The sequence below is a fragment of the Winogradskyella sp. KYW1333 genome (genome assembly GCF_003335675.1).
In the GTDB taxonomy this organism is placed as follows: Bacteria; Bacteroidota; Bacteroidia; order Flavobacteriales; family Flavobacteriaceae; genus Winogradskyella.
The window spans coordinates 57,465-82,079 of sequence record NZ_QPHL01000016.1; the positions used below are offsets into that span (position 1 = coordinate 57,465).

24 protein-coding genes are annotated in these 24,615 nt (G+C 31.6%); 10 read left to right on the forward strand and 14 right to left on the reverse strand.

All coding sequences use genetic code 11. The features are described 5' to 3' along the window. Positions 1-80 precede the first annotated feature (80 nt). Positions 81-665: an RNA polymerase sigma factor gene (locus tag DUZ96_RS07895; RefSeq protein WP_114301401.1), complete on the forward strand. Its 585-nt coding sequence runs from the start codon at positions 81-83 to the stop codon at positions 663-665. A gap of 57 nt (positions 666-722) precedes the next feature. Beyond that, complete coding sequence (locus DUZ96_RS12930; protein ID WP_181855252.1) at positions 723-866, forward strand: hypothetical protein; 144 nt, start codon at positions 723-725, stop codon at positions 864-866. Between the two features lie 26 nt (positions 867-892). On the opposite strand, the gene DUZ96_RS07900 is transcribed toward DUZ96_RS12930, so the two are convergent. Both DUZ96_RS07900 and nth read right to left on the reverse strand, forming a co-directional pair. After that, positions 893-1,447 (reverse strand): hypothetical protein, encoded by a 555-nt coding sequence (locus DUZ96_RS07900; RefSeq protein WP_114301402.1) that lies wholly within the window; start codon positions 1,445-1,447, stop codon positions 893-895. A gap of 46 nt (positions 1,448-1,493) precedes the next feature. Continuing rightward, positions 1,494-2,150, reverse strand: a complete 657-nt coding sequence (nth, locus tag DUZ96_RS07905) for an endonuclease III (protein WP_114301403.1) — start codon at positions 2,148-2,150, stop codon at positions 1,494-1,496. Positions 2,151-2,255: 105 nt separating this feature from the next. Between nth and DUZ96_RS07910 the strand changes: the two genes are divergently transcribed. Then, positions 2,256-3,362 (forward strand): glycosyltransferase family 4 protein, encoded by a 1,107-nt coding sequence (locus DUZ96_RS07910; protein WP_181855253.1) that lies wholly within the window; start codon positions 2,256-2,258, stop codon positions 3,360-3,362. Between the two features lie 78 nt (positions 3,363-3,440). After that, a complete protein-coding gene (bcp, locus tag DUZ96_RS07915; RefSeq protein WP_114301405.1) occupies positions 3,441-3,896 on the forward strand; it encodes a thioredoxin-dependent thiol peroxidase in 456 nt (151 codons plus the stop codon). A 30-nt stretch (positions 3,897-3,926) separates the two neighbouring features. On the opposite strand, the gene DUZ96_RS07920 is transcribed toward bcp, so the two are convergent. The 4 genes from DUZ96_RS07920 to DUZ96_RS07935 form a co-directional block, all read right to left on the reverse strand. Then, a complete protein-coding gene (locus DUZ96_RS07920) occupies positions 3,927-5,486 on the reverse strand; it encodes a sugar porter family MFS transporter (protein WP_114301406.1) in 1,560 nt (519 codons plus the stop codon). Positions 5,487-5,580: 94 nt separating this feature from the next. Continuing rightward, the gene (locus DUZ96_RS07925) at positions 5,581-6,465 is read right to left on the reverse strand and encodes a hypothetical protein (RefSeq protein ID WP_114301407.1); all 885 of its coding nucleotides are present in this window, start codon (positions 6,463-6,465) and stop codon (positions 5,581-5,583) included. Positions 6,466-6,494: 29 nt separating this feature from the next. Then, positions 6,495-7,367 carry a family 16 glycosylhydrolase gene (locus tag DUZ96_RS07930; protein WP_114301408.1) on the reverse strand — a complete coding sequence of 291 codons (873 nt, stop codon included), beginning with the start codon at positions 7,365-7,367 and terminating at the stop codon, positions 6,495-6,497. A gap of 116 nt (positions 7,368-7,483) precedes the next feature. Continuing rightward, on the reverse strand, positions 7,484-8,932 hold the full coding sequence (locus DUZ96_RS07935; RefSeq protein WP_114301409.1) for a TonB-dependent receptor: 1,449 nt from the start codon (positions 8,930-8,932) through the stop codon (positions 7,484-7,486). Between the two features lie 90 nt (positions 8,933-9,022). Between DUZ96_RS07935 and DUZ96_RS07940 the strand changes: the two genes are divergently transcribed. Then, on the forward strand, positions 9,023-9,784 hold the full coding sequence (locus tag DUZ96_RS07940; protein ID WP_114301410.1) for an MBL fold metallo-hydrolase: 762 nt from the start codon (positions 9,023-9,025) through the stop codon (positions 9,782-9,784). Between the two features lie 2 nt (positions 9,785-9,786). After that, on the forward strand, positions 9,787-10,293 hold the full coding sequence (locus DUZ96_RS07945; RefSeq protein WP_258774348.1) for a hydrolase: 507 nt from the start codon (positions 9,787-9,789) through the stop codon (positions 10,291-10,293). On the opposite strand, the gene DUZ96_RS07950 is transcribed toward DUZ96_RS07945, so the two are convergent. The 5 genes from DUZ96_RS07950 to DUZ96_RS07970 all read right to left on the reverse strand — a co-directional run bounded on the left by DUZ96_RS07950 (position 10,290) and on the right by DUZ96_RS07970 (position 15,526). Next, positions 10,290-10,934 (reverse strand): alpha/beta hydrolase, encoded by a 645-nt coding sequence (locus tag DUZ96_RS07950; RefSeq protein WP_114301411.1) that lies wholly within the window; start codon positions 10,932-10,934, stop codon positions 10,290-10,292. The genes DUZ96_RS07945 and DUZ96_RS07950 overlap by 4 nt on opposite strands. Before the next feature lie 2 nt (positions 10,935-10,936). After that, on the reverse strand, positions 10,937-11,269 hold the full coding sequence (locus DUZ96_RS07955) for a hypothetical protein (protein ID WP_114301412.1): 333 nt from the start codon (positions 11,267-11,269) through the stop codon (positions 10,937-10,939). Beyond that, entirely contained in the window at positions 11,269-12,522 is a 1,254-nt protein-coding gene (locus tag DUZ96_RS07960) for a dihydroorotase family protein (protein ID WP_114301413.1), read from the reverse strand. Before DUZ96_RS07960 ends, DUZ96_RS07955 begins: the two co-directional genes overlap by 1 nt. Beyond that, positions 12,519-14,444, reverse strand: coding sequence for a BatA domain-containing protein (locus DUZ96_RS07965; protein WP_114301414.1), 1,926 nt, complete (start codon positions 14,442-14,444; stop codon positions 12,519-12,521). Before DUZ96_RS07965 ends, DUZ96_RS07960 begins: the two co-directional genes overlap by 4 nt. 74 nt (positions 14,445-14,518) lie before the next feature. Next, positions 14,519-15,526: a glycosyltransferase family 2 protein gene (locus DUZ96_RS07970; protein WP_114301415.1), complete on the reverse strand. Its 1,008-nt coding sequence runs from the start codon at positions 15,524-15,526 to the stop codon at positions 14,519-14,521. 84 nt (positions 15,527-15,610) lie between these two features. On the opposite strand from DUZ96_RS07970, the gene DUZ96_RS07975 reads away from it, so the two are divergent. From DUZ96_RS07975 to DUZ96_RS07990, 4 genes are all read left to right on the forward strand, one after another. After that, positions 15,611-17,503 (forward strand): peptidase M61, encoded by a 1,893-nt coding sequence (locus tag DUZ96_RS07975; protein WP_114301416.1) that lies wholly within the window; start codon positions 15,611-15,613, stop codon positions 17,501-17,503. Positions 17,504-17,719: 216 nt separating this feature from the next. Continuing rightward, the gene (locus DUZ96_RS07980) at positions 17,720-18,127 is read left to right on the forward strand and encodes a response regulator (RefSeq protein ID WP_114301417.1); all 408 of its coding nucleotides are present in this window, start codon (positions 17,720-17,722) and stop codon (positions 18,125-18,127) included. Then, on the forward strand, positions 18,124-18,672 hold the full coding sequence (locus DUZ96_RS07985; RefSeq protein ID WP_114301418.1) for a heme NO-binding domain-containing protein: 549 nt from the start codon (positions 18,124-18,126) through the stop codon (positions 18,670-18,672). Before DUZ96_RS07980 ends, DUZ96_RS07985 begins: the two co-directional genes overlap by 4 nt. A gap of 116 nt (positions 18,673-18,788) precedes the next feature. Continuing rightward, a complete protein-coding gene (locus DUZ96_RS07990) occupies positions 18,789-21,293 on the forward strand; it encodes a PAS domain S-box protein (RefSeq protein ID WP_114301419.1) in 2,505 nt (834 codons plus the stop codon). Positions 21,294-21,407: 114 nt separating this feature from the next. Here the strand turns inward: DUZ96_RS07990 and DUZ96_RS07995 are convergent, their stop codons facing one another. From DUZ96_RS07995 to DUZ96_RS08005, 3 genes are all read right to left on the reverse strand, one after another. Beyond that, positions 21,408-22,898, reverse strand: coding sequence for a S10 family peptidase (locus tag DUZ96_RS07995; protein WP_114301420.1), 1,491 nt, complete (start codon positions 22,896-22,898; stop codon positions 21,408-21,410). Between the two features lie 47 nt (positions 22,899-22,945). Continuing rightward, entirely contained in the window at positions 22,946-23,716 is a 771-nt protein-coding gene (locus DUZ96_RS08000; RefSeq protein WP_114301421.1) for a TIGR02757 family protein, read from the reverse strand. 517 nt (positions 23,717-24,233) lie between these two features. Further along, positions 24,234-24,614 (reverse strand): RidA family protein, encoded by a 381-nt coding sequence (locus DUZ96_RS08005; protein WP_114301422.1) that lies wholly within the window; start codon positions 24,612-24,614, stop codon positions 24,234-24,236. Between the last annotated feature and the right edge of the window lies 1 nt (position 24,615).

A 24,615-nucleotide genomic window follows, 5' to 3' on the forward strand; every position in this document is an offset into this window, starting at 1 on the left:
TATAGCATAATATTACTTTAATTAAAAAGCTAGAAACCCCAAGCCTAATAGCCTAGTTATTAGGTATTAAAGTAGATGTTATGAATAAAGAACTTATCCAAGACGCTGAGTTGGTATCAAATTACATACAAGGCAATGAGAATGCATTATCAATTTTGATAGAAAGGCATAAGCAAAGAATATATAGCTTTATATATTCTAAAGTTTACGATAGAGATATTACTGAAGATATATTTCAAGATACTTTTATTAAAGTAATTAGAACTTTAAAATTAGGAAAGTATAATGAAGAAGGTAAATTTTTACCTTGGGTAATGCGTATTGCCCATAATTTGGTTATTGATCATTTTAGAAAGAATAGCAGAATGCCCAAGTTTGACAACGCAGGCGAATTCAGTATTTTTTCGGTTTTAAGTGATTCTAGTCTGAACGCTGAAAAATCTATTATTAAGGAGCAAGTAGAAAAAGATGTAAGACGTATTATTGAAGAATTACCAGATGACCAGAAACAAGTATTAATGATGCGCATGTACCAGGACATGAGTTTTAAGGAAATTTCAGAAAGAACTGGTGTTAGTATTAATACAGCATTAGGACGTATGAGGTATGCATTAATCAATATGCGTAAGGTGATAGAACAAAAGAATATTGTTTTAACAAATTGATATAATAAAGTAGAATAGATTGCGTTATAGCCATATAATAAATCCTAAATTATTAATATGGCAAAAATTTACTCTACTAAAACCCCAAAAAACATTAACCTAAAACCAAAAGATGAAACTGTAAGTTTCCTTTTGAATTATTCTAAGGCTTTAAGTGTTATAAATTATAATAAATTGAAGTTTGAAGCACTTCTAAATTAAGTTGGAAAGAAATCCTGATTTTACAATCAGGATTTTTTTGTGAATAATAACTCTTCGTAGTTGTGCGTATCTAAATATTCTTTTTTTAATGATTTTAAATATTGAAGAATATCTTGTCTTTTAGAGTGCTTATTTAATAAGCAATTGCTAACCTTTTCATCATATACCGTTATAAGGATGTACCAGTGGCCTTTTCTACTATCATAATTCTCGTCAAAAACTCTAAACCCAGCTTTTTCGCTGAGAACAAGATCTACAGCTGCCAATCCTATATTTAAAGTTCTGTCTTCCTTGCCCACTTCTTTGTAAGATAGATAGTAAGTCGCTCCATCCAGTTGAAAAGGGGAATTGTATCCCACGTCTTTGTGCTGTAGATTTAACTTGATATTTATGAATTGATAAAATTCATCTGCATCTTTAGGATCCTTGAAGATAAAGGAAGTCTCTCTGGGTAGTTTCCGCTCAAATTTTTTCGCTTGCATTACCTTATAATCTTCATTTTTAAACCGTGGTGCAATTTTAGTAGGAATGCAAGATGTGATAATAGCAGTTAAAAATATGAATAGAACAAATTTTTTCATGGAAAGTTAGTTTGATGAAAAAGCATCAATAACTATACCACTGCCACTACTTTTTATTTTTATAATAATCTTTAATTACGGACTGTCGGCCAATTGTTTTCGTAATAATGTCTTTTTCTAAATCCCAACCTCTAGCCGGAGAATATTCACGACCATACCATATTATTTGAAGGTGAAGGTCGTTCCATAGTTCCTTTGGGAATAAACGTTTTGCATCTTTCTCCGTCTGTACAACATTTTTACCATTGGTTAAATTCCAACGATACATCAATCTATGAATATGAGTATCAACAGGAAAAGCAGGTATGCCAAAGGCTTGTGAAAGTACAACAGCCGCCGTTTTGTGGCCTACAGCTGGCAATGCTTCAAGCTCTTCATAGGTTTTAGGTACTTTACCATTGTGCTTATCAATTAGAATATGAGATAAGCCATATATTCCTTTACTTTTCATTGGAGATAGACCAACTGGTTTTATAATTTCGCGTATTTCCTCAATACTTAATTTAATCATATCATAGGGGTTGTCTGCACGTTCAAACAACAAGGGCGTGATTTGGTTAACACGTACATCTGTGCTTTGTGCTGACATTAGTACTGCAATTAAAAGCGTATATGGGTCTTTGTGGTCTAAAGGAATAGGAATTTCTGGGTATAATTCATTTAACGTATTTATAACAAATTGTACCTTTTCTTGTTTATTCATGCTTTAAAACTATATTTTAATTTTTAGGACGGATTTATAAAGCCTTTAATCTAATAAATAATTTCGTAATAAATGATGGATATATCTTTGAAACCTATAGTTATTATGAAATTAGCTTATATCATAAACACTTTAAATGGTACTTCAGGTATTATTAGAATGGTAACTCTACAAGCAAATTATTTTATTAGTAATTATGGTTATGATATAGATTTTATATTATTACAACAAAGTCCTAAAGAAATTACTTTTTTTTATGATTTAAATTGCAAGGTTAATCTACATTTTATTAACAGAAAAAGAAATGGGGTTAAACACACTTTTCAAAAACTTAAACTTTTAAATAAAATACTTAATAAGATAAATCCAACTATAGTGATGCCTGTGGAGAGTAATTTCTTTAGTCTTTATTTACCTTATTTTACAAATTCAAGATTTAAATATATATATCAACGTCATGATACAAAAGAAAGAAATTTAAAAAGACTTAGTGGTAATCTTAAAATAAGCTTTGGTAATACTTTAAAAATATTCTTACTCAATTTAGCAGGCCATAAGTATGACAAATTTGTGATACTTTCAGATGCACATAGGGCAGATTGGAAAAATCTAAATAATTTAATTGTAATCGAAAATCCATTGACGATTAATGATGACAGAAGAAAGGCTAGATTAGACAAAAAAATTGTTTTAGCTATTGGAAGATCAGATCCGATTAAAGGTTTTGATATGTTGTTGAAAAGTTGGAGTATAGTTACTTTAAAATATCCAGATTGGCGACTTAAGATAGTTGGTGTTAAAGCGACTGATAATGAGCTTAAAAAACAAATTGATAAGCTTGGAATAAATAACTCTGTTGAAGTTCAAATGCCCACTAAGAATATCGAAAGTATTTATTTAAATTCATCAATATATGTTTGTAGTTCACGACTAGAGGGTTTTCCACTAATACTTCTAGAGGCCATGTCTTTTGGAATTCCTGTAATTTCATTCGATTGTAAATATGGACCTAGTGAAATAATAAGTGATGGTATTGATGGCCTATTGGTCCCTCCAAATGACACTAATGTTCTCGCTACGTCGATTATAAGATTAATTGAGGATGATAAACTAAGGTCTGAATTTGGGGATATGGCATATAATAATATTCAAAGGTATTCAAAAGAGAATATAATGTTAAAATGGAAAGATTTATTCGAATCTATAGTATAATTTAACTTATTAATAACAAACCTAGGTTTTCAATATTTTGTTATGCATCGTATTTTTACAAAAATAAAATTAAGCATTATGACGAACTTAAAAATAGGTGATAAGGCACCTAGTTTCAAGGCAAAAGACGAACAAGGAAATACAATATCACTAGCAGATTACCAAGGTAAAAAACTTGTAGTTTTCTTTTATCCAAAGGCTAGTACACCAGGATGTACTGCCGAGGCCTGTAATCTTAACGATAATTACGATAGGTTTAAGGCGCAAGGCTATGAAATATTAGGTGTGAGTGCTGATAGTGCTAAGCGTCAATCTAACTTTAAAACTAAATATGGATTTCAATATCCTCTACTAGCAGACGAGGAAAAGGTAGTCATAAATGCTTTCGGTGTTTGGGGACCAAAAAAGTTCATGGGTAAGGAATATGATGGCATCCATAGAACTACTTTTGTCATAGATGAAAAGGGGATCATAGAAGATGTAATCACTAAAGTTAAAACCAAAGGTCATACAGCTCAAATTCTAGTCGACTAGAACATTGATGTAATATTAAATTTTAACAAGCTATTTTACCAATTGAGCTTCTAGTTCTTCTAAGGATTTACCTTTTGTTTCTGGAATTACTCTAATAATAAATATTAGACTAGCAAAGGCAAAAAGACCATAAATCAAAAAGGTCATTGAACTGCCTATGGTAGACAATTCCCATGGGAAAATAAATTGGACTCCTGCTGAAACAGCAGAATTTACGAATCCAACGAATGAAATTGCCACACCTCTGATTCTCAATGGGAATAACTCTGAAAAAAGCACCCACATAACAGGCCCAAGTGAAATTGCAAAGCATGCTACAAAGCCTAGGATACCTATAAGGATAAGAGATGGGTTCATACTAATTGCGGCAGTAATTAATTCAGACTCATTTTGTTTTGCTCTTTCTGGTCCTAAAAGTGATTTTAGTTCATTTTTATAGGCGACATCATTTTTAAAGGATTTCCCAGCAAGAACAGATAATTCTTCTCTTAATTCTGTATTTGATAATTGGTTTATTTTTTCACTATCTAATGAATATGTTGCTGAATTAAACCCAAAGGCTAATAACACCATAAAAACACCAATTCCGGCAACGCCAAATGTAAGTAATGGTTTACGCCCAAGTTTATCAATTAATAGCATTGCTAAAATTGTAAAGACCAAATTGCTTACTCCAACTAGTATGGCTTGTATGAATGACGCATCAGTGCCAATACCAGATTGTTCAAATATCATCGGTGCATAGAAAAAGACAGAATTTATACCTGTTATTTGCTGGAGAATACCTACAACTAAACCTATGGTGATAACTAGTCTCATGGCAGGTTTAAAGATTTCCATTACTGATACTTTCTTTTTATTCTTATCAGTTTCTAATGAATCTTGTATAGCTACCATATCCTTTTCCGCTTGTTCATCTGTATAAAACTTTTGTAGTACGCCTTTTGCCTCAACTAAATGATTTTTCATAACCAACCATCTAGGGCTTCTAGGAACAGTTAATAGCCCAAAAAAGTAAAGAACTGCAGGAAGGGCTTCTACACCTAACATCCAACGCCAATTATTTTCTGCTATCCCTAGAGATTGTACCCAACTTGCATCAGAATCACCAAGTGATAAAATATAGTAATTGCTAAAAAACGCAATGGTTATACCAAGTACAATATTTAATTGATTGAAAGATACAAGTCTACCTCTTTGTGCTGGTGGTGCAATCTCAGCAATATACATTGGCGCTAAAATTAATGATGCTCCAACGCCAAAACCACCAAGCATTCTAAAAATCAAGAAAAGTGAAAAATCTGACGCCAGGGCTGAACCAACGGCAGAAATTGTAAATACTATTGCACAAACCTTTAGCATAATCCTTCTACCAAAACGATCGCTTAAAGGTCCTGAAATCATCATTGCTAAGGCAGCTATAATGGTTAATGAACTTACGGAGAAACCTAGTTCAATATCTGTTAAATTGAAATCTATTTGAATGAATTTGTTAACACCAGAAATTACAGATGCATCAAAACCCATTAAGAAACCTCCTAATGCTACAATAAGAGCAATACGTATGGTATATAAAGATTGATTATTCATTTTAGTTGGTAAGAGTTAGTTAGTAATTTAAAATGGCTTACGCCAAAATATCGTCTAAGGTAATAATCTATTATTAAACCAAAAATTATGAAGTTTAACTTAAATTATATAGTATATATGTTCTTGACCATTTCTTGGTATTATCTGGTTTAAGATTAATATCAATAAATAATTCTGGACTTATTACATGACGACAACCCCAGAGATTAATTGAGTTAGTTTCAAAATCACCTTTCTCCGATATGCAGATCTTATTTCTTTTATTTACTAATTTCCACTGTGCTTTAACTCTTTTTCCTCCAGTCATATTACTGAAGAAAAAATCACTTTTGGGAGTGCTATTAAAAGATATTTGATTGTTGGAGACTTTGACTACATTTTCAGGATTAACAGTTTCATTGAAGGTGTCAGGATTGATATTGAAATTAAAAATCAAGTCATAATCTTCATTAATCAAGGCTCTATTTATTGATATGAAGTTATGTGCATATTCATCTGTAATAATGGATTTTTCTCCAGTGTTTTTGAGAGTATAATTAATTTCAAATCCACTTTTTAATAGTTTTATTTCTTTTTCGAGTATATACGCATAGCCATTATGTGATTGAGATTGGCATTTAATTTGAAGTGTTTCAGAATTAGCATTCAACGAAAATCTTGCTGGTTTAATATTGTATTTTTTCATGAAAAAATAATCTGACTCCTCCTTTCTTAAAAGTCCAACTCCAATTTTATGAAACCAATCATTCAGTTCAAGGTTTTGATAACCTACAGGTTTATTTATTCCAAATTCATTGTAAAATCCTCTCCCATAATTTGGAATTTCCTTTGCGTCTGTCTTTTCATCACCTGTTACACAAGTACCTTTAAAAATTAGTTTTTTGATTTTACCGCTCCAGTCAAAACGAGAAAAATTATAATTTTCCGAAGGGTCATCAATATGGAGTTCAATGGTTTTGTTTTTTAGAATATATGTCATTGAGGTCAGTGAATTATAATAAACAGAGCTTAGCTACTTTGGTTATTTTGATAAACTTTTACCCAATCTACATACATTAACTGTGGAAATGGAGTAGAGGTATCTGGTCGTCCTGCGTACGTACCACCAACAGCTAGATTAAGAAGGATAAAAAAATCTTTATGGAATTCTGAGCGTTCTGCCTCAGAAATAGAGGTGATTGCATATTGATAACCGTCTACAAGCCATTTGATATTTTTATCATCCCATTCTAAAGCAAATATGTGAAAATCATCTGCAAAAATTCCCTTATCTAATTTATAGGATTTTGCTCCCATCATTGCATGAGAATTTGACTGATCAGCATAATGTAAATTAGCCTCGACAACGGCATCGTGTTTAGTACCGTATAGCTCTAGAATATCTATTTCACCACATTGTGGCCATGGAGTATCACCTCCATTTTCATCTATATTCCCTCCCAACATCCAGAATGCAGGCCATATTCCTTTGCCTTTTGGAAGTTTTATACGAGCTTCGATTTTACCGTATTTCCAAGATTGCTTGTTTGCCGTATTAAGCCTTGCTGAAGAATATTGGTCTATACCATGAGTATCACTTTCATGTAAAGCCTTTATGACCAAATTTCCATTTTCAATAAATGCATTTTCATTGCTATCTGTGTATCGTTGCCACTCATCATTGAATTGACCGGCTTTTAGAACTTGAAGATTCCAATTATTTGAATCTATAGTATCCGAATCGAATTCGTCTAACCATACCAAACTCCACCCTTCATTTTTTGATCCAATTTCAGTTAGCTCTTTTGTATTAAATTTTTTTTCTTTCAGTTTTTCTTTACATGAGAAAAAAATTAAGAATATAACTACGATGGAAAGAAGAGTTTTGAATAGTTGATTCATGTTAGCAGTGATTATTGAATTTTTGGACAAAATAAGTAATTATAGCCGAAACTGCATTACAGCAATCATTAGTCCTCAACTAATATGCAATTTATCGTAAGAATAAAAAAATGGGATTACCTTAAAACTTCTTCAGTTTCACAACCAAATAACGACTTCTCTTTGATAAGTTTAGCAACACCTTCTGGTAGCATCTCTTCCCAACCATCATCACCACTAGTGATTTTCTTTAAAACTTCTCGAGAGAAAACTCTTAATATGGATGGATCATAATCATGAATATCTACCACTTTTCCATTGTACTTAAAGAATTTGTATAATTCTTTCATCCGTGGATGAACCTTAAGATTTTCACTATTTGTTAAGCTTCCATCTTCATTTTCCATAGGATATAGGTAAACGCGTAGATCTTTGTAGAAAAGCTTACCAAAAGCTTCTAATATACCACCACTTAGGTGACGGTAGTATTTTTCATCAAAAATATCAATGAGATTGTTTACACCCATTGCTAGACCCATTCTATTTCTAGTATATTGAGAGAAATATTCAACCAGTCTATAATATTCTTGAAAGTTGGATATCAAAACAGTCTGACCTAGAGAACACAGTAGCCGAGCTCTATCCATAAAATCTTGCTCGTCTATTTCACCTTCAGCCCTAAGGTTTGAAAGGGTGATTTCAAAAATTACTTGCGTCTTTTCTTTATCAACCTTGTTTTCTTTAATGAACATTTCATGTGATTTTTCAAACATATCCATATTCACCTTTGTTACAGGCCTGAAGCTTCCTCTTAATGCAAGTATATTTTTTTTGTAAAGTACTCTTGCTGGTAGAACATTATTACCATCTGGTGCAAACATTACTGCATCGGTCATTCCATTTTTAACGAGTTGAAGACTCATTAATCTGTTATCTACATCTTCGAAAACCGGACCAGAAAAATTAATGGTATCAATTTCTAATTGATCTTTGTCTAAATGGTCATATAAATAGCGTAATAATTTACGGGGTTGATTGTATTTATAGAAAGCACCGTAAATGAGGTTAGTTCCTAATTTACCTAAGGTCTCTTGTTGTAGTCTTGCATCGTTTTCTTTAAATCTAATATGCAACACAATATCATTGTAATCTTGGTCTGGTGCTACCTGGTATTTAATCCCTACCCATCCGTGGCCTTTATATTTCTTTGCAAAATCAATTGTTGCAACTGTATTAGCATATGAAAAGAATATTTTGTTTGGTTGCTTTTCTCTTCCTATACGTTGTTCAATAAGATTTACCTCATGATTAAGCATTTTTCTTAACCTAGCTTCGGTTACATAACGCTTATCGTCTTCAATACCATAAATAGCATCACTAAAGTCCTTATCATATGCTGACATTGTCTTTGCAATGGTGCCAGAAGCTCCACCTGCTCTAAAGAACTGACGCACAGTTTCTTGGCCTGCACCAATCTCTGCGAATGTTCCATAAATATCTTTGTTAAGGTTTATTCGTAGGGCTTTGTCCTTTAATGAAGGTATATTTTCTATCTCAAAGTCACCTTTGTACCTTATGTCTTCCATAGAATTTGGGTTCTTCTTAATGCCGTAAAGGTACTATTTTACGGTGGTATACAAAAAAATAAGCTTATTTTTGTTATAAACTTAACAGTCTTGACAATAACATTTTTAGGTACTGGTACGTCGCAAGGAATACCCATTATCGGAAGTGAACATCCTGTTTGCTTAAGCAAAAATCCAAAAGATAAACGATTACGAGTTTCTATATTGGTAGAGTGGGATGATTACATTTTTGTTGTGGATTGCGGGCCTGATTTTAGACAGCAAATGCTAAATGCTAAAGTGAATCGTATAGATGGCATAATATTTACACATGAGCATGCAGACCATACGATGGGATTAGATGATATTAGACCATTCTTTTTTAGGCAAGGCGATATTTCACTATACGCTAATAAAAGAGTTTTTAAAGCACTAGAAAAGCGATTTGACTATATATTCACTTCCGAAAAGAAATATCCTGGTGTGCCAAGTGTTATAAAACATGAGATATCCAATAGTGCTTTTAGAGCAGGTAACTTGGATGTTTGGCCAATAGATGGTTTGCACTATAAATTACAAGTTTTCGGATTTAGATTTAGCGATTTTGCATATCTCACCGATATGAAAACTATATCAAAAAAGGAGATGAAAAAATTAAAGAATTTAGAAGTTCTTGTCGTTAACGCATTACGTGAAGAGCCACATATCTCACATTTTAATTTAGAGGAAGCCTTAGAATTTATTGCGGAGGTTAAACCTAAACGTGCATATTTAACACATATCAGTCATCATATGGGATTTCATGATGATGTACAACAAAAACTTCCCAAAAACGTTTTTTTAGCATACGATAATCTACAAATACAAATCTAATAATGAAGAATAGAATTTTTATGTACTTGTTTTTATTTTCTGTATTACTTATTGTATTTCAATATGTTAATTCAAAAAATATTATTGATAAATACGAAAAAGATATACAAACCTTTAAGGCCAATATTACTGAACTGGAGCAGAAATCTAATGAATTAGAAGAGCAGAATTTTGAGTTAAATCATTTCATTATTAATGGAAATGAAGATGCTTTGACATTTTTTGAAGATAAAGGCTATAATACTGAAGAACTCATTCCAGCAATAGTTGATGGTTTATATAGCATGAACAATTACAAAGGTGAAGATCACCCAATTGTTCCATATGTATCCATGACAGATTCAAAAATGGTAATCAATAAAGTGAGAATACTTAATCACAAATGGATTATTGCAGATTTTACCGATACAGAAAATTGGGGTGAGATTTTTGTGAATTATGAAATTAATGAAAACAATGAATTAAAATATAATCTCGTTGAATACTTTATGTATCCAATGAATTATTAAATATATTTCTTTAGCCAGTCTTTAAAATCATGAAAATTTTGCGGAGCAACTCCATGTCCAACCGGATATTCTGAATAAACATGGTTAATGTTTAAAGCCTTTAAAAAAGCAGGGGTTTTTCTAGCCCAATCTACAGGGATTACCTGGTCTACTGTACCATGTGAGCAATAGAAATTTAAATGTTTAAAATTTTCTGTATCCAGTTTGTCTGGAATAATATCATTATTTATATAACCACTTAACGCAATAACGTTTTTTACTTTTGTTGGATAATTTAAGGTGACAGCATAGCTTAAAATTGTGCCTTGGCTAAAACCTAATAATGTGACGTTGTTTTTGTCAACGGGATAAATAGTGCAGGCATAATCGATAAATTCCGCAATTAAATTAACCGATTCTTTGGCTTGTTCATTATTGCTCCATTTGCCTTGTACTGCATCAAAATTTATGGCATACCATGCGTTCCCAAAAGGTTGCATTCTATAAGGAGCTCTCAAGGAAATAATGAAAAGTTCTTCTGGCAATTCTTGAGCAAAGGAAAACAAATCATTTTCATCACTTCCATAACCATGACACATGATTACCAAAGGAGCATTAGATTGTAATGATGAAGGACGTTTTACGTAAAATAAATCACTCATAATTAATTACCTAATGACTTAAAAAGCTTTTGAAAAAAATCACCGAGAAAAGGGATGCTATTTGCCTTTCCAGAAATGGCACCTAGTAATCCATATAGAAATAAAACAGCAAAAAATATCCAAAAAGAGTAGGTGAGCATCCAACTATCAAATCCGCTTACTACATATCCAAAAATGAAATACATTAACCAAAGACCTAGACTTTGTCTAATATGAAAAAAAGTAAATGAGTTTTTCTTTTCTTGATTCATAAAAAAAGCAATCAGCACACCAATAATGGTGATATAAGCAATAATACTTAGGCCTTTGCCTTCCTTAGCAGAATTCTGATTCATTAAAGTAAGACGATTTTTTTATTTGCTACAATACCGTAAGCCATCCCTTTTAGGTTTTGGCCAATAAAAGCACTGTTTTTTGATTTTGATAGTATGTTAGAAACAGAAAACTGGTAATTAACATCAGGATTGAATAGTGTTAATTCTGCATCGTTACCTACATTAATCGTATTTTCATCAACACCAAATCTCGATTTTCCCTGCGTAAGAAGACCAATAGCTTTTTTGGTTGTGAAAATTGTTTGAAGCGCTCCAAATGAAGATTCTAAACCGATAGTACCATATTTAGCATAATCGAACTCTACTTTTTTGTCTTCAATATCAATTGGATTGTGATCTGCAGTAACCATATCAATAGTGCCATCCTTTAAACCTTCAATTAATGCTTTACAATCATTCTGAGTTCTTAAAGGAGGTAAAACCTTAAAATTAGTATCAAAATCCGATAATACATCATCGGTGTAAATAAGATTATGTATGGCTACACTACAGCTGACATCAAGTTTCTTTGCCTTGGCTTGTCTTATTAAGTCAACTGATTTTGCAGTAGATATTGTGGGTATATGAAGTTTACCTTCTGTGTATTCTAATAAAAATAAATCCCTTGCGACCTGTAAATCTTCAGCTAGATTTGGATTGCCCTTAAGACCGAGTTTAGTACTATTGACATGCTCGTTTACAACTCCTGACCCAGTAATCTTATTTTCCTGTGGAAACGAACAGATTAAACCATTAAAATTACTTGCATATTGCATTGCAATTTTGGCTAAGTTAGGATTAGAAATAGGCTTTTGGTAGTCATAAAATGCTACTGCGCCTGCATTGCTCATGTCGAACAATTCAGCAAGTTCTATTCCTTTACTCTCCTTAGTCAATGCTCCAATTGGTATAAGCTGAGTAGCATTGTTGAATGCTTTAGATTTAACAAATGAAATGTCTGCGTAGTTATCAATTACAGGAAAAGAATTAGCATTTAATGCTACAGCTGTGAATCCAGATTTTGAGGCTGTTTTAAGACCATTGTCAATGGTTTCTCTTTCTTCAAATCCTGGTTCTCCAAATGAGACACTACTATCAAACCAGCCCTGTGAAACGTGAAGGTTGTCTAGTTTAATTTCTCTGTAATTATTGGGATTAGAAATTCTTTTGCAAATCTCAGCGATACGACCTTTTTCAATTAAAATATCGACTGTCTCATTGTGAAAATCACTTTTAGAATCAACGATAGTTGCAGATTTTATGAGTGCGTTCATTTAAGATATTTTAAAATAAGTATCTCTAAAAGCAGAAATACTAGCGCAAAAATAACAAACCATTTCCATAGCGCATTAACATTTGCATTACTTTTTATCGCATTTATTGTTTTAGACAAGCTGGTTTCTGTATTTATATTGTTTAGGGAATTAATATTTAAATAATTGATATTGCTCTCCTCCCTGCCGTAATTAAAACTTATATTTTGCAAATTTTCATCATCGTTCTTTATGGTATAAATACCGTCATTTTCAGGATATTCTTGGGTTTCCAATACAACAGATTTGCTATATGTTTTTTGAGAAGGAATAACAGACCCATCGTTTGCATGAAGACTTAAAATGTCATCTTGTCCTAATACGGCTTTTATAGCAATTGAGTTAGGCCTGCCTATGGTATAAAACAATTTTGGTAATTCAAGACTTTGTAAACCAATATTGTATAAAACAGGAACAATTAAAGGAGAGTTTTGAAAGTTTGAATTGTCGACATTTATGGCTGAAGCAAAAGCATAACTACCATTTTTACCTTGCAAAAATATAGAGCCATCATCATAAGATAACACACCACCTGTATTTGATGAAAATCTAAACGACGAGTTGACACGTGGGTATTGAAAATTAGTCACTTTGGTATAAAAAGAGTTCAATAGCAAAGGATGGTCATAATTAATAGAGGTGACTCTTTTTGTAGAATAGATGCCATCGACAAAATTAGACAAATTATTTATGTTAAATAATTGATTATAATAATTTAGTGAAATGTTATTTGATGGTATAGTTAATATGTTTCCTCCATCTTTTTTAAATGCATTTAGAGCTGATACTAAAGCCGATGAAATAGATTCTAGTTCATTTAATACAACCAAATTTTGGTCATTTATTAAATTAAAATTAAGTGCATTGATATTGTATGAATTGAAATCAAATTCATCATTGGTATATATGCGTTTTAAGAAATTATCACTCGATTTATTGTTTATGGCCAGCACTCTAATTTTGGGTTTCTTACCAATATTAAAGTAAAGGACGTTGTCGTATTGCAAGCCAGCATCTTCAATAATTAATTTACCATTTAATTCAGTGTTATTTGAAATAGTAAATGTGGCTTCGGCCTCATTTTCAATGTTTGCAGAGTTCTTTGCTAATAACTCATTATTGTTGTACAATGATATACTTATACTTTCAACTGGTTCTCCATAGTTTGTGAGTTTTACGTTTAAATTTAAGGTTTCTGCATTTGTATTGGCAACATAAACACTGTCAATACTAACATTTGCGACTAGATTTGATTTAGGTTGTACCAATGATATGTCTACTATGCTGTCTTTCTCGATGTCAAGAGCCTTGGTTCCTTGTTGAAAATCTGAAACTAGAACCAGATTTTTTTCTGCATTAGTATTCTTAGAAAACATTTGTTTTCCTTTTAAGATAACAGCATCGTAATTAATTTGATTATTAGAAAACGATAGATTAATCAAGTCATTTTTAATGGCCTTAATACTTGTATTAGTAAATACATTATCATTAGTAAAAACACTGATTTTTTCGTCTTCAGATACTGAATTTATAAGATCTTGTATAGCCTCATTTAGTAAGCTACCGTTTCTACCTTGTGCTTCCATACTAAATGAATTATCTAAATAGATAACAGTTTCTTGCAATTCATTGAAATTTTCTGTTTTTGGTATAAAAGGCTGGGCAAATGCAATAATTGCAGATGCTATTAATAGCATTCTAGTTAACAGGGTTAACCATTTTTTAAGTTGAGAACTTTTGCGAGTTTGTAATTTGACGGCTTTTAAAAATTTTACGTTAGTAAATTCTACCTTTTGAAAACGTCGAAGTTGAAATAAATGAATGAGAATTGGAATAACCAGTAAAAATAAAGCGTATAGTAATTCCGGATGTTTAAACTGCATTCGTTTTTAAGCCAAAGTTGTACTGTCAAATATAGAAAATGCTCAATGATAACTGTGAGTCACTTTTGAGAAATTTAACAGAAAAAGAAATAATCTGACATTGAGGTCATTTTCTGCTTTGAAAAGTAAGAGCGTATCTCATTTTGCGCCTCTTCGTTAGCAACCGTAACAATGCTTTGCGGATTAGTAAGTTCTTTTAAATATTCAAACTTCAGCATCTTTTTGTTATAGATGTGTTTTCCAATTTTTTTTGGATTATCACATATCCAATGAAATGGGATGCTATTCTTAATTAGAAGTTGTGCGACAGTTTTCCCTTTAGATCCAGCTCCCCAAATAGTTAATGGTCTTGATTTGTCATAATCTAATTCTAGAAAATAACGAACTTTTATGTCTAAGAAATAATTTTGAGCATAATGCTCATGTGTTCTTGAAGTTCTTGTGCTATAATCTCGCCAGTGTAACAAAACCTCATTACAAGGAATACAAGTATAACCAGCCTTATAAAACCTGAATGTAAGGTCGTAATCTTCAGGATAAAGATTAGGTGAAAACCCTCCGCAATTATTAAAATCCTCCTTATGCAACATCCAGCAAGGTGAGGGCACAACACACTCCTTATAGATTTCAGAATAATTTTGTCCTACTTTAGTTAGACCATTAATCCATGTTTCATATTTGGCATAACCATCACTAATGCCATCATCCCTAAAGTATTTTACTAAACCAATTGAAAGGTGTTTTCTACCATATAAAATAAGGTCATCAAGCATGTATTCTAGACGACTGTTGGCCATTATATCATCACTGTCCATCCTTGTGATGTATTGTCCAGAACTCGCATTATATGCGGTTCTTAAGGCTTCAATTATACCTGAACCTTCATTACTTAAAAGTTTGATTCTTTTTTCTTTGAGAGTAAAGGTCTCCATAATTTTGAATGACTTGTCAGTAGAATTATCGTCTACAAAAATTGCTTCCCAATTTGTATAGCTCTGATTAATAATAGATTGGACGCATTCCTCAATAAATGATTCGGTATTCTTGAAGGGTGTTAATATGGTTATTAATGGTTCTGACACAACACGAATTTAACAAAACCTTTAGATTTTAAGGAGTAACAGGTTGTAGATTTGTGCGATATGTTAAAACTAAATATAGTTAAAATGAAGAAATATATAGCCCTCTTTGGTCTTAGTTTGATTTTGGTCGCTTGTGGATCTGCAAAACCTAAAATTGATGATTTGGCAACAAACAATCCCATCGAAACTGCACTTAATTTGTCTGCAGTAAAAGAGGATAAAGTACCTGTTGTAATTAACCCAGGAAGATTCACTACAGAAACGGTAACGTATAGATTACCTAGAGTAGTTCAGGGAACATACTCAGTGAGTGATTTTAGCAAGTATGTAGACGATTTTAGAGCGTTTGATTACGACGGCAATACCTTATCAGTCAACAAAATTGATACAAACTCTTGGTCTATTAACAATGCTACTCAATTAGACAGAATAGAATATTTTGTAAATGACACCTACGATATCGAAACAAGTGGAGGTATACAAGGAGAACAGCCTTTTTCTCCAGCAGGTACTAATATTGAGCCTGAAAACTATGTATTAAACCTGCATGGATTTGTTGGTTACTTTGATTCTTTAAAGAATAACCAATACACTCTAGATGTTACTGCACCTGCAGATTTTATAAGAACCTCTGCTTTAGAAAGTAAAGGTAACGTCACTTCGGCTGATGGCAAATCAATAACAAGTAGTTATCATGCACCACGTTATTTTGATATCACTGATAATCCAATGATGTATGGTAAACTCGATGTAGAAGAATTTATGGTTGGAGATATCAAAATTGTTTTGAGTCTATATTCTCCAACTAAAAAGCATACTGCCTCTAGTTTAAAGGAAACCGTTTACAAGATGATGGAAGCCCAAAAAGCTTATTTGGGTGATATAAACAGTACACCTAGATATGATATATATGTGTATCTATCACGTGGTGATGAAACCTCTCCAAAAGGGTTTGGTGCTTTAGAACATCATACTTCTACTGTGGTAGTATTTCCTGAAGATAGCACTTTAGAAGGTCTTAAGTTTCAAATGGTCGATGTTGTAGCGCATGAGTTTTTCCATATTGTAACGCCTTTGTCAGTGCACTCAGAAGATGTTCATTATTTCGATTATAACAAACCAACATTTTCTAAGCATTTATGGATGTACGAAGGTGTTACAGAATATTTTGCTCAGCATTTTCAAGTATATGAAGGTCTTATAGACAATAATCAATTTTATAATACGGTAATGCAAAAAATTGCAACATCTATGAATCTTGATGATGCTATGAGCTTTACAATAATGAGTGAAAATGTATTAGACGAACCGTATGCAACCAATTATTATAATGTCTACATGAAAGGCGCACTTATAGGTATGTGTATTGATATTTTAATGCGTAAGGAAAGTAATGGAGAGCGTAGCATGTTATCGCTTATGAAAGAATTATCAAATAAATATGGTAAGAATAAACCATTTGAAGATGATAAAATTATTGAAGAAATGACTACTATGACCTACCCAAGCATAGGAGAGTTTTTTAAAACATATGTTGAAGGTGATGTTCCTATTAATTATGATGAATTTTTTGATATGGTTGGTTTAATATATGGCAATTCCGAAGTTCCAACAAATTATATTTTTGCTGGTGGCCAAAATATAATTTTTGATGCTGATCCTCAAAAAGGCGAAATATTTTTCTCTGAAATGGCACTTAAAAATTCGTTCTGGGCGTCTCAAGGTGTGCAGGTTGGTGATGTCATAAAAAAAGTTGATGCTAAAGAATTGACCTTAATGAATGCTCAAGAAATTATTACAGAAATGTATGGATGGCAAGAAGGGCAGGAGATTGATGTTGAATTAAATCGCAATGGTGAAACAGTTTCGATTAAAACGGTTCTTACAAAGGCTACAGCAGAAAGCGAATCATTAATTGAAGATCCTAACGCATCAGATGAGAAAGTTGCTTTACGTAATGCCTGGCTAAAGAAATAATATTATATCATTTTTATTTCTTTTTTTGTTCAAGATATAATAGAATTTTTTTATCATTATGTATCTCTCTACCCTATACCATATACCATATAGTTAGACTTAATGCACAAAGGATCATAATATTTTCTTATTTTTTGTGAATAATTATGTTTTTTTTGTAAATTTCATCACTCCTTAGAATGATTAAAAGCCCTTAACCCAATTATTTTTTTATTTATGAAGCTATTATCTGTTGAAGATAACAAGGTTACTAACCTCGCTAATACAAGAATTTTAAAAAAAGAATATCCTCTTATAGATATCACAATTACTGAAAATGGTCAGGAGGCACTAAACTATTTACAGAAGTGTAACAAAGTTGACTTTCCTTACTTTATACTTTTAGATTTGAATATGCCAATTATGAATGGTATAGAATTTTTATCCGAGATAAGAAGGGATGATAATTTTTCCACAATACCGGTTGTTATACACACGACAAGTTCTAATTTAGAGGACTATTTTAAGTGTAAAAATTTGGGTGTTAGCGGTTATTTTGTGAAAAATGTAGACTTTAATAAGTACAAAGAAACCCTAATTACCATTGGGAAGTATTGGATTAATTCATTTAATAACAGAATATGAAAGGATTTGTTTTTACTAATTTCCTTGACTTTGTAGAGCAATCATTTGGCTTAGAAATGGTCGACCAGATGATCGCTAACTCAAATTTAAAGTCAGAAGGTATTTATACTGCCTTTAATAGTTATGAGTTTGGTGAATTGCAAAGTATGCTAACCTATGTATGTTCAAAATCTGGATTGAAACCAGAAGTTGCCCTAGAGGAATTTGGTAAATTTGTATTCCCTTATTTAATAGGTAAGCATAGTTATATTATTGAAGACTATAAGGATCCCATAGAGCTCATTGCAGGTATTGAAAACCACATACATATTGAGGTAAAAAAACTATATGAAGATGCAGAGTTACCTACATTTACTTTAGTTGAAAAAACCGATAAGCAACTTATAATTATTTATCAATCTAAAAGAGGACTTACTTATTTTGCTATAGGATTAATGAAACAAACTCTAAAACATTTCAAAGTAAAAGGTATCGTAGCAATTGATGAAAGTTTTAATCCAAAAAATAGTAATGCGGTAAAATTTACTGTAACTCTAGAGGATTAATTGTACTTTATAGATTCATAGATATAAACACTTTGCATTTTATGAGAATTAAAGTAATTTATCGATTATTCGTTGCATCATAAAAAAGTTTATCTTAAGTAATTAACTCCGAGATTATGTCCCAAGGTGAAATTGAAATACTAAAAAGAGCTTTAAAAAGAGAACGTAAGGCAAAGGAGGATGCAGAATTATTTGTTGAACAGCGTATTTTTGAACTTTATACTGAAAATTTATCCCTAAACAAAAAATTTAAATCCCAATCTGAGTTCCAACAAATTTTAATTGAGAATTTAGTTGATGCCCTATTTGTAGTAGACTTCAAGGGTAATATTATACAGTCCAACAAGGAGGCTAGAAAATTAATTGGTTTAAATTCAGACGAAGTTTTTCCACAATCTATAAAAGAATTTAAAAGTAAAAATTATAAAGAAATTACATCTTTGTTCAAAAATGTAAATTTCAAAAAGAATAGCGAAATAAGCTTAAAATGGAGTTTTACTAATAGGAAAAACGAAAAAAAAGTAGTAATGATCAAGTCCAGATTATTACATAACTTTACTGGTAAAGCCCATGCCATTCAAGCTATAGTAAGGGATATTACTACTGAACATCAATTAGACCTACAGCTTCAACAACGTTATGAAAATCAAAAGTTCGAGGCTCTGATATTAAAGGAGTTTTTAGTTGAAAATGACCTTATTGAAAATTCCTGGTCATTAGTTAACCATATAGCAAGATATCTTAAAACCGACGATTGTGTGTTTTACACACTTATCGATGATAAATTAATTCAAATAGCCGCAACTGGCAACAAGATTAAGTATAATACAACACAAATAATAAATAAATTAAAAATCCCCGTAGATCAAGGTATAGTAGGCTATGTAGCACGATCTAAGAAAGGTATAATAACTAAAAATACTAGACAATCAAAAGTATATATTAAAGACGATGCCACAAGATTATCAGAAATAACCGTACCAATAATCTTAGATAACAAAGTCATTGGTGTTATAGACTCTGAACACCCTGAAGAAAACTATTATAAACAAGAGCAATTAGACTTCTTAACAAATATAAGTAATTCGATAGCCTTAAGAGTTAAAGCATCGATAATAGAAATAGAAAAAGACATTCAAAATCGAGAGTTAATAATAACAAAAAATAGATTAGAATTAATTTTCAATAGCGACCATAACGCTGAAGTTGTGGAATCTTCTGACGGGTCAATATTAGACCTTGGAAATGCATTTTTAAAATTATTTAATATACCATTAGAACAAAAAAAGGTATTCATAGGAATGTCTTGTTCTACTGCAAGAGAAAATTTAAAGTCTTTTTTTGTAAATGAGGAACAATTTGTTACTAGAATTGAAGAACTCATTAAAAATCAACAACCTATATTGCAAGAGGTATTGGAATTAAAAGACGGTAGGTTTGTGTCGCGAGATTTTATGCCTGTTTTATTTAATGGAAAGCTAGATTGTTTTGTATGGCGATATAGAGATGTTACCCTAAGTGTTAATTATGAAAAAAGTATAGAATTTGAAAAATCAAAATACAAGCGTATAATCGATAATATGAATTTAGGTTTATTGGAGGTTGACAATGATGATAACATTCTGTCTGTAAATAAATCTCTTATGGATATGTCGGGTTATTCAAATAAAGAACTTTTTGGTGTAAAGGCGAAGGATTTATTACTTGCAGATGAAAGTGCATTAAATGATGTATTCAAACATTCTAGAGATAAAAATAAAGATGATTATTCTGTTCTTTTTGAGTTAGATATTAAAACAAAAGACGGTACAATTCGCAAATGGCTTACAAGTGGTAGTGCAATTCAAGATATTAATGGTAATTCTTATGGTTCGGTATGGGTTAATTTGGATATAACAGAGCTTAAAAACCTTATCGAAAAAAATGAAAAATTAATTGAGAATTTAACAGATAGTAACGAAGAGCTATCGCATTATGCTCATTTGGTATCTCACGATTTAAAGACTCCACTGCGTACAATTTCTACTTTTATTAATTGGATTTACGAGGATAATGTAGATAGTTTAAATGAAGAAAGTATTAACCATATAAAAACCATAGAAGATACTATTGTAGATATGGATAAACTCATTTCTAGCACTTTACAGTTTGCCGAAATAAGAAGCGCGGAAGGCAATAAAAATATTCTAATTAATTTATCTGAAACCATTAATAGTTTAATCAACAATAATTTCTTGCATTTTAAAAATGAATTTGAAGTAAGACTCCCAAAGACTTTTCCAGATATTGAATACAATGAGGTTCAAATAAAACAAATATTTCAAAATTTAATTGATAATAGTTTTAAATATAGAGATAAGAAGAAAAGTTCTTATGTTGATATATCATTCGAGGATAAATCTGATCACATTTTATTTAAAATCAAAGATAATGGCATTGGTATTGACGATAGTCATCATCATATGGTATTTACAATATTTAAAAAAATGAATAAGCGAACAGATTCTAGTGGTGTTGGCCTATGGATCATTAAAAAAATAATAGAAAATGCTGGTGGTAAAATTTGGTTTGAGTCTACTTTAGGTATTGGTACAACTTTTTACTTTACCGTTAAAAAATAATTTACTTAACCGGAAATTATTTGAATAATCTTATTTCAGTTTCCTAAATCATTGTTGAATTAAATGCGATGTAATAGTCACTATTTAATATACTTTAAATTTTAGTTGTATTAATTAATATTTGGCCGCTTTGCCATTAGAGGATGAATTAATAATAAATTCTCTTAAATCCTCATTGGCTTTTATGAGATCTACATTTCGAAGGTACATCATATGTCCACTACGATAGCCCTCAAAATAAATGCGGTCTTTCATCTTACCACTTGGGTCAATTTGCCATTGTGAGTATTTTGCCGAGAAATATGTTGTCGCTCCATCATAATATCCGGATTGGGTCAGTACTTTTAGATAAGGGTTTTGTGCCATAGCTTGCCTTAGGTTGTCTCTAGTATTGTCATTGGTTCTATCCCATTCTCCAACATCACCAAAGACATTGTATTTTACATCTGTATTAAAGCCTAAATTATTCCTGACATAATGGTTGATTGCTGGTGTAAAACTATGTAGCCATGATGTTAATTCTGCACTATAGTCTGGTCTTATTCCTGTCTCTACCTTATCCACGCCTAAATATCTAGAATCTAATCTGCCTATGGTTTGTCCTGTTTTGTCCCTTAAGAGTTCTTTCCAGAAAAAATGGTTTGGAACATCTAAATTTTGTTGTAGTATTACTTTCTCGGATAAGCCAGTATAGTAGCTCATTTTATTGGCAATTTTTTGTTTATCGGCGGTACTAATGAATCCGCCTTTTGCCAACGCAGGAATTAATTCATTTATTGCAAATTCTTCAGCTTCAGGCAATATATCTAATAAATCTTTAGATTGTAAAACACTAGGCAAAGCATTATGATGCCAAGCGGCTGCCGTATAATAAGGTAAGTTTAAACTCGAGGACAGTGGACCTCCAACACGCAAAACTTTATAATCCGCAGGAGATACAAGAATAACGCCATTTAAATACATCCATTGACTATTTTGTAATTCAAGTGACAATCCCATTACTCTGGTGCCGCCATAGCTTTCTCCAATTATGTATTTGGGAGATTCCCAACGGTTGTGACGCGTTGTAAATGTGTTCATCCAACTTGCCAAATATTTTATATCTGCATTTACTCCAAAGAATAATTGATCTTCAGGCATTTTACCTTCGTTATCGGCAATTTTTCTAGAGTAACCAGTATTGACAGGATTTATATAAACTATATCAGCAACATCTAAAATAGAATTGGGGTTATCCTTAACACCATATGGTTGGATTGGATAACCTTCTTCATCAATTTTTAAGATTTTCGGTCCGGTATAAGCCAAATGCATCCAAACTGAGGCAGAACCAGGACCTCCATTAAAAGAATAAATAATAGGCCGTTTGTTTCCCTTGTTATCATTAGTACGCTTATAATAAGTGTAATAAAGTGAGGCAATGGTCTTGCCATCTTTATCCCAAACGGGTTGAAATCCAGTTTCAGCTTTGTAGTTTACTTGCTTTCCTTTTATTGACACTGAGCCACTACTAATAATTGTTGTGTCAAGCGGAATTTTTAGATCTTGTGCATAAACAAGACAGCTTGAGAATAAAAAAATGAATAATAATTTATAAAGTTTCATTTGAGAGGTTTTTGAAGTTTAAAGATAATAAAAAGGGAACCTGTAAATTAAAACCCTTCAAACACTCCAAGTCCAAAAAGTGCAAAGTCGTATTTAACCGGATCTGTTGGATCTAATTTTCTAAGGGCGGTATCAAGTTCTAACAAAGCCTTAGCATCATTCTGCTTCCTTTTTAAAAGACCAAGTTTGCGAGCTACGTTTCCTGAATGTACGTCTAATGGACAACTAAGCTGCGATGGTTTTAAGGATTTCCATATACCAAAGTCTACACCATTGTTGTCATTTCTAACCATCCAACGTAAATACATGTTTATTCGTTTTGCAGCAGAATTTCTTAAAGGATCACTAACATGTTTTTCTGAGCGCTTTAAATGTTTTATTTCAAAGAATACATTTTTAAATTTATGAATACTTACTTGTAATGATTCTTCAGTACAATACTTATTGAAAATTGATTCTAATCCACCATGAGTTTGGTAAATATGCCGGAGGCTTTTTATAAACTGTTTAAAATCTTCTGCGTTAAAAGTACGATGTACAAATCCGTTAAGATTTTCTAGATCTGATGCTCGGTGGTTTATCACAAAGTCAAAAGGGGAGAAGTCCATTAATTTCGCCATTTTATTGGCATTTGTGATTATGCTTTTACGATTTCCCCATGCAATGGTAGCGGTTAAAAAACCAATAATTTCAATATCCTCTTTTTTGGAAAATTTGTGAGGAATCTTGATAGGATCACTATCTATAAATTTGGGATTATTATAGAGGCTAACTTTAGTATCTAAAAACTCCTTAAGTTCTGTTTTGTTAAGTTTCAATAATAGGGTATTTTTTACAAAAGTAATGCTTCTTATACAGTTTAATACATTTCAAATATTAGGATCTTATCATTCACAATATAATTGTATAAACTTATGTCTATAATATTAAAAATGGTTTTTATGATACTTGGAAAATATATAAATGATCTTCGTACAGCCCCGTTAGATTTATAAATGGTTTTAGATTTTTTATTTAGTTTTATAGGTAACCACAAAGTGTTATTATTGGCTTCATACCTAGATGATTTTGGGTTAATACTATAACAGCCATCAGAAAAGAGAAGATCAATAGTAAACCTAGTATCATAGCATTTAAATTTTATTTTTTTGTGAATTCACATAAGTAAAAGTCTAAATGCCCGCTAATAGTTATTTTTTCATTTTTGGTATTGGATTTTATTTTAATAGTGCAATCTTTAATTGAATTCTAAATTAAAATGCAAACAATGACCATAGTCATTTAATTTTTTATGTATTAATTGAAGATTCGAATTAGTTAAAACCTAATATGCCTTTATTGAATGGCGATCATACTAATTTCAACGTTAACGAACTTGGGTAAATTTGCAACCTCTACGGTTTCTCTTGCTGGCGCAGTTGCTTCATCAAAATATTTTCCATAGATAGCATTGACTCTAGAGAAATTATTCATATCACTAATAAAAATTGAAGTTTTCACAACGTTCTCAAAGGTCAGACCTGCTTCAACTAAAACAGCTTTCATATTTTCCATAACCTGAGTGGTTTCTGCCTCTATCGAATCTGTTACTAATTCCATAGTTTCTGGATCTAGAGCAATCTGTCCAGAGGTGTAAAGTGTATTTCCAGTTAAAATAGCCTGATTGTACGGTCCTATTGGAGCGGGAGCTTTTGAAGTATTAATTATTTTTTTCATC

Excerpts from the sequence above, each read along its gene's own strand:
- DUZ96_RS07895 (WP_114301401.1), top strand. The coding sequence starts at position 81 with ATGAATAAAGAACTTATCCAAGACGCTGAGTTGGTATCAAATTACATA.
- DUZ96_RS12930 (WP_181855252.1), top strand. The coding sequence starts at position 723 with ATGGCAAAAATTTACTCTACTAAAACCCCAAAAAACATTAACCTAAAA.
- DUZ96_RS07900 (WP_114301402.1), bottom strand. The coding sequence starts at position 1,447 with ATGAAAAAATTTGTTCTATTCATATTTTTAACTGCTATTATCACATCT.
- nth (WP_114301403.1), bottom strand. The coding sequence starts at position 2,150 with ATGAATAAACAAGAAAAGGTACAATTTGTTATAAATACGTTAAATGAA.
- DUZ96_RS07910 (WP_181855253.1), top strand. The coding sequence starts at position 2,256 with ATGAAATTAGCTTATATCATAAACACTTTAAATGGTACTTCAGGTATT.
- bcp (WP_114301405.1), top strand. The coding sequence starts at position 3,441 with ATGACGAACTTAAAAATAGGTGATAAGGCACCTAGTTTCAAGGCAAAA.
- DUZ96_RS07920 (WP_114301406.1), bottom strand. The coding sequence starts at position 5,486 with ATGAATAATCAATCTTTATATACCATACGTATTGCTCTTATTGTAGCA.
- DUZ96_RS07925 (WP_114301407.1), bottom strand. The coding sequence starts at position 6,465 with ATGACATATATTCTAAAAAACAAAACCATTGAACTCCATATTGATGAC.
- DUZ96_RS07930 (WP_114301408.1), bottom strand. The coding sequence starts at position 7,367 with ATGAATCAACTATTCAAAACTCTTCTTTCCATCGTAGTTATATTCTTA.
- DUZ96_RS07935 (WP_114301409.1), bottom strand. The coding sequence starts at position 8,932 with ATGGAAGACATAAGGTACAAAGGTGACTTTGAGATAGAAAATATACCT.
- DUZ96_RS07945 (WP_258774348.1), top strand. The coding sequence starts at position 9,787 with ATGAAGAATAGAATTTTTATGTACTTGTTTTTATTTTCTGTATTACTT.
- DUZ96_RS07950 (WP_114301411.1), bottom strand. The coding sequence starts at position 10,934 with ATGAGTGATTTATTTTACGTAAAACGTCCTTCATCATTACAATCTAAT.
- DUZ96_RS07955 (WP_114301412.1), bottom strand. The coding sequence starts at position 11,269 with ATGAATCAGAATTCTGCTAAGGAAGGCAAAGGCCTAAGTATTATTGCT.
- DUZ96_RS07960 (WP_114301413.1), bottom strand. The coding sequence starts at position 12,522 with ATGAACGCACTCATAAAATCTGCAACTATCGTTGATTCTAAAAGTGAT.
- DUZ96_RS07965 (WP_114301414.1), bottom strand. The coding sequence starts at position 14,444 with ATGCAGTTTAAACATCCGGAATTACTATACGCTTTATTTTTACTGGTT.
- DUZ96_RS07975 (WP_114301416.1), top strand. The coding sequence starts at position 15,611 with ATGAAGAAATATATAGCCCTCTTTGGTCTTAGTTTGATTTTGGTCGCT.
- DUZ96_RS07980 (WP_114301417.1), top strand. The coding sequence starts at position 17,720 with ATGAAGCTATTATCTGTTGAAGATAACAAGGTTACTAACCTCGCTAAT.
- DUZ96_RS07985 (WP_114301418.1), top strand. The coding sequence starts at position 18,124 with ATGAAAGGATTTGTTTTTACTAATTTCCTTGACTTTGTAGAGCAATCA.
- DUZ96_RS07990 (WP_114301419.1), top strand. The coding sequence starts at position 18,789 with ATGTCCCAAGGTGAAATTGAAATACTAAAAAGAGCTTTAAAAAGAGAA.
- DUZ96_RS07995 (WP_114301420.1), bottom strand. The coding sequence starts at position 22,898 with ATGAAACTTTATAAATTATTATTCATTTTTTTATTCTCAAGCTGTCTT.
- DUZ96_RS08005 (WP_114301422.1), bottom strand. The coding sequence starts at position 24,614 with ATGAAAAAAATAATTAATACTTCAAAAGCTCCCGCTCCAATAGGACCG.